The sequence below is a fragment of the Chlamydia psittaci 6BC genome (assembly GCF_000204255.1).
Taxonomy (GTDB): Bacteria; Chlamydiota; Chlamydiia; order Chlamydiales; family Chlamydiaceae; genus Chlamydia; species Chlamydia psittaci.
In genome coordinates this window covers 185,592-198,088 of sequence record NC_017287.1, presented here as the reverse complement: position 1 = coordinate 198,088, position 12,497 = coordinate 185,592, and the positions used below count along the sequence as shown (strand labels likewise).

The following is a 12,497-nucleotide window of genomic DNA, read 5'->3' as shown; positions in this document are numbered from 1 at the left end:
TGCTTGTTAAGCGAAAAGTCTTAAAACTCGAAGATTTTATTTTCAAAATCTTCTTCTTTAAGGACTTTATCGATAGTCGTTTGAATTTTCTTAGGCACGCCCCCAAGGAGATTTTGCGCATGAACAAGACGCGCGCGTGTACGAGGCTTTCCTAATAACTCCATGGAGTCAAATAAAGGTAAGCCCTGTTTCTTCCCTGTAATCGCCACATAAAGTAAAGGGATAACGACCTTCTTATGATGTACTTGGAAAGCTGAGGATAGCCATTTAGATCCCTGATAAAACTGGTCTTTAACCCATAGATCAGCTTTTTCTAAATATTTGACATAACTATAAAGAAGAATAGCCGCCTTCTCTTCAACAATAGTTGCTGGTAAAAGCTCCTCTTTTGAATATTCAGGAAGAACGGAGAAGAAAAATCCGGTAAATCCTATGAATTCGGCAAGAGTAGTAATGCGGGATTGACAGAGTGGAAGAATTTTTAAGAAAAACTCGTCATTGATTAACCAATCTTTTAGTTTAGCTAACAGACTTTCTGACGATTTTTCATGAGTCAGGTAATGCTTATTCATCCAATCCAGTTTGCGGGTATCAAAAACCGCTCCTGACTTTCCGATACGTCGAGGATCGAAGTTTGCGATAAGCTTCTCTAGAGAATAAATCTCCTCATCCCCCTCCATACTGTACCCCATGAGGGTAAGAAAGTTCATGAAGGCTTCTTTGACGTAACCAGCGTCTCGATAATAGAAGATCGATGTAGGATTTTTTCTTTTAGAAAGTTTTGTCCCATCAGGATTAAGAAGTAATGGCATGTGGAGGAAAGTTGGGGCTTCCCAACCAAAAGCTTCGTAAAGAAGCAGGTGCTTAGGGGTAGAACTCAACCACTCCTCTCCACGAAGGACATGGGTAATGCCCATGAGATGATCATCCACGACATTAGCAAAGTGATATGTAGGGAAGCCATCGGATTTGATCAAAACCTGATCATCTACGTCTGCCCAGGGGAAAACCACCCTACCCTTGCAATAATCGTCAAGAACGCATTCTCCGGTAAGGGGAACTTTCAAACGAATAGTATAGGGTTGTCCTTCTCGAGTGCGCGCTTCTATCTCCTCGGGAGAAAGATAGCGGTACCGGCGATCATAGCCTCCGCGATACCCTAAAGTGGTGGCTACAGCTCGCATTTCTTCAAGTTCTTTAGGCGTAGCAAAACACTTGTAAGCGTAGTCTGTTTTTAACAGGAGTTCGGCATATTCTCTATAGATTTCCGTACGTTCTGACTGCCTATAGGGGCCGTAAGGGCCGCCTATATCGGGTCCTTCATCCCACTGAATCCCGCACCACTTCAGTGCTGAGAAAATATTTTTTTCATAGTCATCACGGCTACGTGTTTGATCCGTATCTTCGATTCTCAGGATCATCTTCCCGTTGAATCGTTTTGCAAAGATTTCATTAAACAAAGCCATATAGGCTGTCCCTACGTGGGGATCCCCTGTAGGTGACGGCGCAACTCTAACACGTACGTTTTCCCAAGCCATTCTCATTTAATCCTAAGACGAAAGAGACTTGATACCTTGAACCTAGTTATTTCTTCAAGTGAAATCCTTTTCTAGGTTGTCTCAATAAAATTAGAGACGAAAAAAAACAAACTCTGCATCCCTAATCAAGCTACAGAGTTTTTATGAAAAATCACGCAGAGCTGATTTATCTACATCTAAACAGAAAAATTAAAAAAGCACGAGATGTTAATAAGGCGAAAGAGATAAAAGCAGTGGCTAAGAAGCAGAAGAAGACAAATTATGAACTAGTTGTTCTCAAACAGGAGAGTCTCGGAAGAAACTGTTTCTTCTGGTTTCGCTATAGCATGCTCAACAACTGTAACGCCTTTGGCTTTCTTTGCTGTTTGCTTATTCAAATACTCGCTTTTGTATCTATCGATCTCGGATTGGCTAATAACCCAAGCAGCGCCTTTACGCTCTCCTCGCATCGTCCCTGTACGTGTAGCATAATATACCTTTTGCACAGGAATCCCTAACATATCTGCGACTTGGTTCACAGAATAACAACCCTTCTCATTATCAAAGAGCAATTCACCTTGATAAAGGGACTTCTTTCTTGAATAACGATTACGTTTGTAGTCTTCCAAATCTTTTAGATCGATTTCCCACCGGGTTGTTTTAGAAGCCTTTAGTTTCTTTTGTTTGATTGCTACATAAATCGCTTGACGTGTTACATTATGCAATTTTGCAGCTTGTGTAATAGAAACCATCTCGGTTCCTTCCTGTTCCTTAATTTGCTGCGCATCTTCTCTGTCGTCTACATCGAAACAGCTTTCATGTTGTATGCATTCCATACGTTAGCAAACCTCCCCTCTCAACATATTGTAAAATTAAAACAACCTTAATAGTTAGTAGTTCTTCCTTGTTTTTTAGAAATTTTTAAATAAGCATTTTCCTAAGAAAAGCTTTATTAATCAAGCTTTTTTGTTAATACAAAGTTGATGTTTTTAGTTTAAAACTTAATAAAACAAAATTACTCTGTCTTTTATTAATATTTCTTAACATTAAAACATGCGGGTTTTAACAAAATGAGTCTATTTGAGCGCAAGCCACTCCTTCCAAACATCTTACAAGGAAGCGATTTTAAGAAGATGCGTGATTTCATTGTGATCTTTCCAAGCCAAAAGTTTTTATTTATTTAGAAAACTATTTCAACTGCTGAAAAATAAATAGACAGATCAGAAATAACCAGATTGTATCGTAATAATTTCAACCCTCTATTTTAAAATCCTATTTTAACTATGATAAAGTACTCTGAAGCGCTTTTTATAATGCTTGGACTACTTTATGCGAGTATTAGCACCTTAATTTTGAAGACAAATCTAGGGTAGGGACAACAGTGCCATAGAGAACCTTTTACGTAAAAGATTCTCTATCCAGGCACAAATACGTTTTCGTGTAGTTGAAGTTAGCTCGCATCAACTGTTGTTTCGGTTAGTTGGGTCTCCCGAATCAAAATGGTCCTTAATGTGTTCAACAATCTGTTGTATAGTTCTCTTATCAAGAGGACCTTCATGATGTAGAAGATATTCTCCTACAGGAATCTTCCTACCAGGAAGAACAGGGGCACTGGGATCTAAAAATGGCGCTGCAAAACAATTATTCCTATTGAACAAACCGTCCCCTATTAATTGTGATCCGCAATCTACTCCGTGTGTAAATAATTCTGGGCAAACAAGAGATTCGCTTAACTTTGCAGAGTCTATCTCCCAGCCTAACAACTTAATCGTCAACTCTCCTAATTGCCCTACCCATTGACGTGCAATTGATGAAACTGATCTTGGTCCACGATCTTTGACAACAAACCAGCTCACGCCATCTCTCCCATCAGTGACTTCGCTACTCAGCGCTTGAGCCTGTACTAGGGTACCTAAAGAATAGCCGTAGGCAATAATTTCCTTTGCCTTTGGACCCTGAGGGTGATCGCGAAGATAATGAACACAAGCTTGGTAAGATTTACTTAAAGAGTCGGTAGAAACACGCCCTCTACTATGCATCACTCCGGGATAGTTAAATACCAAAACATTGGATTGTGATTGTTTGGCGATGTTGAGTATCCAATCATCATCACAATGGAGAATCGCTCTATTTTCAAAACACTCACCATTCCCTAACGAGACAAGCATCCACCTATCTGTTCTGGCCTCTGGGAATGTGACTTTTATAGCGTCAATAAATAAATCATCATGTTGGATAGGTACACGTATCACAGAACTTGCATAACCATCATTTACCCAACGGCTCGTTTGATTATGGAAGGCCTCCTGTAATAACTTTCTAGGGTAACACAGAGGCACTGCGAAGGCCCCACCTGCAGCAGGAAGCAAAACGTTCTGGCATATCTTTCCCAGCACCCAAAGTAAACCTAGGGGAATGAATAAAATAACTCGGATAATTAACTTAACTAGAGCACAAATAACATCAAGTAACTTGTAAATCACAGGACAGCATGCCCTTCTCTGATATGCCTTACGATTAGCTTCGGAAGAAAATACGAGGATTTCAGGTTTGGGCTTCATCGTACACAAGGAATTACCTGTAACAGATGGTTGAGTGACTGAAAACATATCTACTGACGAATATAAAAGTTAAAAGCGGGCATTTTAAAAAAAATGTGGAATAAAACAAAGAAAATGTTCCTATTCATCTACTTATATTAAATATTTCTTTTTAAGAAGAACGTATTTAAAATAAAAATTATGAAAAGAAACTTTGCTTTAATTATCTTCAGAATTCCATAAACAACCCGGAAAAATTACTCAGGACAACCACTATTCTACCCGTCTAGAATCCCTAGAGCACTTCATCTCTTGTTACGAGGGTAATAAGCGAGAAAATGTTTACTTTGGATTATATTCAGAGATATTTTCGCTAACAAAAATATCAGGGGAAACAAACTTAGAGAGGTCCTGCCTTCAATAAAATTGGGTGAATCATTTAAAACTAGGCTGCAGAAAAACTCAAGAAAAAAGCATTAAGAAATCTTAAAAATCAGACACAGAAATTTAATATTCAAAAGATTAAAACCTTGCTGTTGTATCCTTGTAATTTAGTGGAAGAATACGAAAATCACGCACTAACAAATGAATGACTCCTCCGTTAGCAGATTGGGATAAACGTGGTGTATAAGCCAGTTCTAAAGGTTGATTCCAACTCGCTTTTAGAGCTCCTATTCTATCCCCTAATCCAAAAGCTATGCCTTCTAAGTTTCTTTCTCCGTAATTAAGATAGAGTTTCAGATGATTCCCTGGTAATAACTTCGGATAACGTACTTGATGTACTATGGTATAAAAGATAGGTACAGGATTACCTTTGCCAAAAGGTTCGAACAGATCGATGGAAGAGAGTAAATCGTGATCTATCTCATCAAAATCAGCTCGAGCATCTAAGGGAAGGGTAACTACAGCTTTTTCCTTTTTTAACGATGAATTCACAAGATGAATGAACTTTTTCCTAAAAGCTTCTATTCGGTCTTCATTAATGATAATGCCTGCTGCAAAATCATGTCCTCCATAGGATATGAACATAGGAGAGCACTTTTGTAATATTCCAAGGAGAGGGAAAGACCCTATTGTTCTTAACGATCCTTTCCCTATCCCTCCCTGATTAGAAATAATCGCTACGGGCTTATTATAAGCTTTCGCTAGGCGTGCTGAAATAATAGGAATGACTCTGGAATGCCAATCTTGTGACGATAGTACAATAGCTGCTTGTTTAACGATATCGGGCTGATTTTTTAAGATTTTTTGTACATCATGGAATACGTCAGCCTCTATTTTTTGGCGTTCTCTATTGATCTTATCGAGATATTGAATGAGGTCATCAGCAACTTCTGGATCTTTGGTCAGCAACAATTCAACGCCTTTAGAAGCGTCGGCAAGTCTTCCTAAACTATTCAGTTTTGGAGAAATTTTCAAAACAATATCTGTAGAGGTAACCTCTGAAGGTTTTACCCCTGAAAAAATGCATAATTTACGCAACCCTAACCGTGACCCTTTGGCGATTTCTTTAATGCCGTGGCGAACCATGGTGCGATTCTCTCCTAAAAGGGTTCCCACATCCGTCACTGTCCCTAGAGTTACTAAATCTAATAAATGCTTAATGTCTAATTTGAGTTTTGGATTGTTTTTCTGTAACGCGTTAACAACACCACGGGCGAGTTTAAAAGCGACGCCTACACCAGTGAGATCTTTATTTGGATAAGTATGATCTCTGAGCTTTGGATTTAATGTTGCTATGCAATGAGGGATTTTACCTGTAGGCATATGATGATCTGTAACAATGACATCAATGCCTTGCTTATTGATATCACTGACTTCTTTCCCTGCAGTAATCCCGCAATCTACGGTAATCAGCAAAGTGACGCCTTCTTCCTTCATCTTGGCAATCAACAGAGAAGGTTCGCCATAATGTTTCAGGAATGCTCCTAAAAAACAATAGCTAACCTTCATTTCTATAGATCTCAAAAACTCTACAAGAAGAGCCACGCCTGTTATCCCATCAACATCACTATCTCCATAGACCATGACATGCTCACCACGTTCTTTTGCGAGAAGCAAACGTTGTACAGCTTTTGACATGTCGAGTAAAAGTTCGGGATCATGCAGGTTGGATAGATGTACATAAAGAAAATCACGAACTTCATCTACCGTTTGAAATCCTCGAGAAATAAAAGTCTGTGCAGCAACCGGATGAAGATGTAACTCCTTTATAATAGAAGAAAGTAGAGCGGGATCGTACTTAGGATATATCCAAGTAGGATTAGATACAGAAGAATTATCTTTACTTGCCATAGATGTTCGCGTCGTAAAAGCTCTTTAAAAATCTATCTTTCTAAAGAGCATTTTCTCATCCTTCTGAACCAAAAACAACAATAACTCCTGGTTATTGTTGTTTTCTTTCCTCTTTACGAACCATAAATAGAAGAAGAGGCGGTGCTATGTATAGAGATGATAGTGTACCTAAGAGAATACCTATTGTCATGATGAAAGCAAAGTTAAAGATTGATCCTCCACCAACAAATAATAATATTAACAAGACCGATAGCGTTGTTGCTGTGGTCATTACCGTTCTTCCTAGAGTTTTTTGTAGTGCATCGTTAATTAAGATCGGCATAGGTGTAAATAATTTTTCCTGACGATCTTCACGAATACGATCAAATATGATGAGGGTATTATTTAATGAATACCCCAACACTGTCATTAAAGCGCCTATGGCTTGTAAATCAATTTGTATTTTTTGCAAGAAGAAGTGCGTAGCGACTAATACGGCACAAGTAGCAAGAAGATCGTGAATCAAAGCACAAATAGCACTAAATGCATAACGCCATTCGAAACGCAGGCTAACATACAGTAATATGATTAATAAGGCACCTACCAATGCTATGCAAGCTTGTTGTCGCATCTTATTAGAAAACTGACCGCTAACTTTAGACCAGAAATTCTGAACATCTTTGAGATTTTCAGAAGAGATATCGATCCCCGTATCGGAAAGTAGATTCATCACGATAGATAGGTTAGGATCTGTCGCTTCCATAGCGGGTCTTTCTGGGGTCTGCACTCGTGTTAGTGCGTTCTGACTAAAATAAATTTTTATCTTATCAGAAGAACCAAAAGTTTTGATTCTAAAGTCTCTAGGAGATATCCCTACTTGCTTAAATTTATCTCCCAATTTGCTGCGGACATTTGTCACATCTACCGATTTCTGATCAGCGATATTCAAGGTAAGGGCATAACCACCTTTGAAATCCATACCTAAAACAGAATTCCAAGCGCCAAAACCTAAAGCCACACACCCTAAGGCAATCACGCTTCCGGAGATCATCCAGAGTCTTTTGCACTCTTTCAAGAAATCATGCTTGATGCCGATGAATTTATTCATCATGTGTAGCTGTGTTTCTTGGGTTTTATTCATCCACACCATGAAGAAGAACTTCGTCATAAATAAGGCTGTAAACATTGAGGAGAAAATTCCCAAGATTAAAGTAAGAGCAAACCCTTTAATCGGCCCTGTATCTAAAACTAAAAGAAGTAACGAAGCCAATACAGTCGTGAGATTGGAGTCAAAAATCGCTCCGAAAGCCTTCTTATACCCAGCTTCTACAGATTGAGTAAGACTTCGAGACAGTAAATACTCTTCTCGAATTCTTTCGAAAACAAGGACGTTAGCATCTACAGCCATTCCCATAGCAAGGACAATTCCTGCCAATCCAGTGAGGGTTAGTGGTGCATCGAGATATTGTAAAGCTGCCCAAATTAATAGAAGATTGAGAATAACAGCTCCGGAAGCAATGACACCGCCGAACTTGTAATAAACACTCATTAAAATGATCAAAACAGCAAGGCCAAGGCATACTGAAATGATTCCCTGTGTACGCTGCTGTTTTCCTAATTCAGGAGAGATAACTTCTTCACTTAACACTTCAGGAACAAAAGACATAGATCCTGATTTTAAATCTGTAGCTAAGCGGTTCACCTCACGATGGGAAAACTTCCCGGAGACGCTCGCTTGATCTTTCAAAGGAGCATTTAACACAGGATCACTAACTACGTAACCGTCAAGTACAACAGCCATTCTCCACCCTCTACCTGAAGAATACTGACCATTCTCAGTTCCACTGATACCTTCCTGACAGTAAGTAGAAGTCCATGCATGGAAACTTTCTCTCGGAGAAACATCGTAGGCTTTTTGAGCTATTCCAGTATCTTTTACGGAGAAATTTAAAATGTACCCTTCGCCTACAGCAAATTCTGGCCGAATATTTTTTAACGAAGCACCATCTAAAGCATAGTTACGGAAAACAATCATTAAGGGGTTTGCCTTTCCCTCAACATCTTTTTCTATAGCGATCATTGAATAAGTAGTATCTAAATGCGATGAAGAAATCTCGCTATCCATGTTTGGGAAAGCAAGACCTTCCTGTTGCAGTTTGGCTACTGCTTCTTGAACACTGGAGGGTAAGCGGGAATCTGGATTGTTAAAAATATAACTCGCGAGCTTATTCACTGCTTCCGGGGAAGTAGCGTCTTGACTTTGTGCTGTAAACCATAAATAGTCTAAAAACCTTTGGACTTCATAACGGAGAGCAGAGTAGGGGGAGAACTTTTCATTTACTACGTGGAAAGTCATTTGAGAAGTTCCCAAAATTTCCTCGGAAGAAATTTTGGTAGATCCAGGAACACTTAAATGTACGTTATCCCCTTCTCTGCGTATTTCTACTTCTGAAACTCCCAGCCTATTTAAACGCGCGTAAAGCTCATCAGAAACCTTAAGAATCCCTTCCTTATCTGTTAACTGCTTCCCTTGATGATCCTTGAAGGCCAAGCGGATCTGTTTCCCACCGATAAAATCAATCCCTAGACGAAGGACACTATCTCCTCGAGAGTATTTGCGTAGGTTAAGTTTAAGATTTTCAACAAAAGCGCTTCGGTGAGGTACAGCAGCACGTATACGCTGTTGAGGGTCCATAGAACAACTGGACTGTTTGTATTGTTCGTGCCAACGTACCCACTCTTCTTGACGGCGCTTTTCAATACGATTTAGGGTATCTAAACGATCGCGAATATCGCGCACTTCAAGACTAGCAGTTTCACCTTCATTGGCAACGACAAAATTTTCTCCCCAAACATCGAAGTACCTTTGTAAAGGCTGTCGGATTTCTAGAACCTCATCCTCTCCGAGACTCCAGGGAATGGCATCTGTATGAGCAAAACAATTGTATAAGTTGTGTAAATCCTTCTCGAAAATCTTAGAATCTTCTCCTTCTCCTTGCTCATATTTCGCAGCGACGGAGCGTAATCCCTTAAGAACTACATAGATAGATCCCTTAGAAAAATGCGAACAACTTTTCTCTGGTGAGAAAATAAAACAACCGAAAGCATCGCTTTCTCTAGGCAAACGACAATGTATGGGGAAATGTTCGCGAATAAGATCGCAAGATTGTGCTGGGGGCCTGTTCAAAGCTAGTGTAGCTAAATGCTCGACTATCCCCTGATAGATACGTTGTCCATGCAGCACGATTTTTCCGCTCGCATCTTTATCACTGAGATTAAACGCAAATCCTTGCGCAGATTCTTGAGCAGGTCGTTGAAGCTTATGAGACAATCTTTGTTTTTCTTTTGCCAACCACGAATCAAAATCTAGGCGCTGTTCTGCAGACAACTCATCACGTTTAGCAAGCACATTAGGATCGAGACAAAACACGAGTTTTCTTTCTTTAGGAGAAAAATCTACGGAAGAAAAGAATGGAGATAGTGTGCTGCAATCTAAAGAATTATCCACTATGCGCGTAAACGCTTTTTTCCATCTTGGCGATCTCAACTTCAAATTTTGATGTACGGATTGTAAAATAGATCGATGTTGTTCTGAAAGATCAGAATGCGTTGATACATTTTCCAATCGTGATAAAAATGCAGAGTAATCCTTCTCAGAAGAGAAGAAGTAATTCAGTAGCGCTGGAGTCCTGGAATTCGGAAGAATTTCTAAACCCACTGAAAGGTTCTCTGCTAACTGCACTACCTTAGCTATAGATGCTGTATTCCAAATCGAGGTATAACCGCAGGAACAAGAATGAGCAGGAGCTGGAGTAATCAAATGAAGAGCAGCGTTTAAAATTTCCTTTCCTGGTTCTGCATCTTCTCGATTGTAGGGAACAAAAGAAAAATCGTTTTCTGTTAAAGCCGTAGTTAAGGCGCCGGTAACTTGAACAACCCCGCCATCTTTATTGTCGTACCCTAAAACGTATAAACGCGAGGATTTTATAGGAACCGTGGGTTCGCCATAAATCATATTTTCAAGGAACGTATAGGCATCTGCATTATCTTTGAAGTGAACATTCACCACACCCGGGATACTGGGATGCTGTACAATATGTCCGCGTAATTTCAATGCAGAGAGCACAGAAGAAACTCTGGGAATAATGTCGCTACGTACTTCAGCCACTTGATTCGTTAACTTACGTACGATTTGTTGAGCTTCTTTCTCATCGACTTTTTTATTTAGTGGTCGTGAGTAATACAGACATGTGGGCAACACATAGTATAGAGCTAATCCAAAAACAAAAATAATAATACTTAAATTGCGTCCAAATCTCTGTTTCATTGCGTGGCTCTTTTAAAATAGCGAATATTTTGAATAGAAATACTAATGAACCAAAATACCAATTGAAAATAATATCGTCAAATGAAGACCTGTTTAGAAATTTAAACAGATAATTTGTTACGAAGAAAACATTACATTCCTAAGGTTATAACTTATAAATTGGTATCATCTCTTTTAGTTATGATTTCTTATAAACTTAAATTTCGTAAAAAATCAATCTACCCCAAGAGACTATCTCTAGGGTAGATTAAATCACATGACACCAGGAAGAACTTGAAGGAGAAAAATCTGAGAAAGATAAACTTTCTCTACTTGGGAACATCACATTAGTATCCACGGATCTTAATGGAGCCACGCTTTCAGGATCAACAAGAGCTATAGTTATTGGAAGTTTGGACTTACTTTCGGGGAGTATTGTGTCCAATGCTAAAGATTCTACAGCTTGAAGAAAAGCTGTTTTAGACAGAGTTTTTGTAGCATGTAGAGCCTCTGGACTTAGACCTTTTACAACTCCCAAAGGAGAAACTAAAAGGCAAATCCCTTCCCTACTCACCACACGAGAAACTGCGACTCTTTCTATTGCTGCTTTGAAAGCTTCAATATATGTTTCTGTATATACTGGGAGCAAAGAAGCGCACTCATGAGCTTCACCCTGTCGCAATCCGGGAATATGCGTATACAGCACTTCTTGAGGCGTAGGCCCTGGAGCGCAATCTGGCCATGGAGCAGAAACGATTTTTTCCTCAGAATACGAAGTTCTCAAAAAGCTTGTAACATCCTCTAGCATAGACTTGGGTAGTTGAAAGACTTCTTGATATTGAGTTTCGGCTGCTAACTGATCGTGTCGAATTGCGTCTAAATCTAATTCCTGAATTAAAATCGTCCCGTTCTTTTTTGCAGATCTTTTTTCTAAAATTTTCTTTAGATTATCCTTGGTTCCTTCGCAGATATAAATATTTCTATTTACTTGATGACAGTATACACCTGGAGACAGAAAACGCCACTTCCACAATAAAGAAAGGTATTCTCTCTCTGTTATCGAAGAAACGTTATGTTTGCGATAACGTAATTTTGGAATTTCTATGCGCGTCCATGCTCTTCCATATTGGCAATACGCAATGATAAACAAGAGAATTCCGAGGATTAATAATCCGATACAAGGGAAAAAGGTCTGACACATACTCGCAGCCAGTATACTACAGGAAAACGCTGCTGTTCCTAAAACAGCAAAAATTCCCGAAACAACCTTTTTAGCTGCGTGGCGAGCAGTAGGAATGTAATGAACATTGCCTTTTTCTTTTGTACACATAAACGCAAGTTTCGGAACATACCCAAAACATATTCTAGGCAATTTCATTTAAAATACCTTACAAGTCTCTAGTATTAGTCTCATAACTGAAAACAACTATTTCTAAAACGCAATTAAAGTATAACAAATCAAAGAAATAAAAAACCTCTAGTAACTTTATGTTAAAAAATTTCTTGTCATTTTATAATTATTTTAATTGTAAACATCCTTTACATATAGGTCTCAGGGTGTTTGTTCTACAACAAGAACGTAGAACACAAAAATTCCCTAACCGTATTTTTAGGAAATATGTTGACACCTGCCTTCGGTATTTCTCTATTTTGCAAATGAAAAAATTCACTCCCTCCCTCTAAATTCCCAACACATTGTACTTGCTCGAAATACATAGAGATCTTCATTAAAATGATCTCTGCAAGGTCTTATTGTGCTTTTCAATATCTTCCGATTCAAGAATATCAACTTGTCAAGATATGATGTTTCTTCTACTATGCCTCTCGGAGGTTTTAACTTTTTGAATTATTTTCAGATGT

The 12,497-nt window shown here is 38.9% G+C and carries 6 protein-coding genes; all 6 read right to left on the bottom strand.

Going from position 1 to position 12,497, the window contains the following annotated elements:
- Positions 1-20: 20 nt before the first annotated feature.
- Positions 21-1,538 (bottom strand): glutamate--tRNA ligase, encoded by a 1,518-nt coding sequence (gene gltX, locus G5O_RS06095; protein ID WP_006342859.1) that lies wholly within the window; start codon positions 1,536-1,538, stop codon positions 21-23.
- Between the two features lie 266 nt (positions 1,539-1,804).
- Entirely contained in the window at positions 1,805-2,353 is a 549-nt protein-coding gene (locus G5O_RS06090) for a helix-turn-helix domain-containing protein (protein WP_006342858.1), read from the bottom strand.
- 624 nt (positions 2,354-2,977) lie between these two features.
- A complete protein-coding gene (locus tag G5O_RS06085) occupies positions 2,978-4,078 on the bottom strand; it encodes a CPn0927/CPn0928 family alpha/beta hydrolase fold protein (protein WP_006342857.1) in 1,101 nt (366 codons plus the stop codon).
- A 501-nt stretch (positions 4,079-4,579) separates the two neighbouring features.
- Positions 4,580-6,352 carry a single-stranded-DNA-specific exonuclease RecJ gene (gene recJ, locus G5O_RS06080; RefSeq protein WP_006342856.1) on the bottom strand — a complete coding sequence of 591 codons (1,773 nt, stop codon included), beginning with the start codon at positions 6,350-6,352 and terminating at the stop codon, positions 4,580-4,582.
- A gap of 91 nt (positions 6,353-6,443) precedes the next feature.
- Positions 6,444-10,658 (bottom strand): protein translocase subunit SecDF, encoded by a 4,215-nt coding sequence (locus G5O_RS06075; protein ID WP_013462602.1) that lies wholly within the window; start codon positions 10,656-10,658, stop codon positions 6,444-6,446.
- 247 nt (positions 10,659-10,905) lie between these two features.
- Positions 10,906-12,015: a hypothetical protein gene (locus tag G5O_RS06070; RefSeq protein ID WP_006342853.1), complete on the bottom strand. Its 1,110-nt coding sequence runs from the start codon at positions 12,013-12,015 to the stop codon at positions 10,906-10,908.
- Positions 12,016-12,497: the final 482 nt, after the last annotated feature.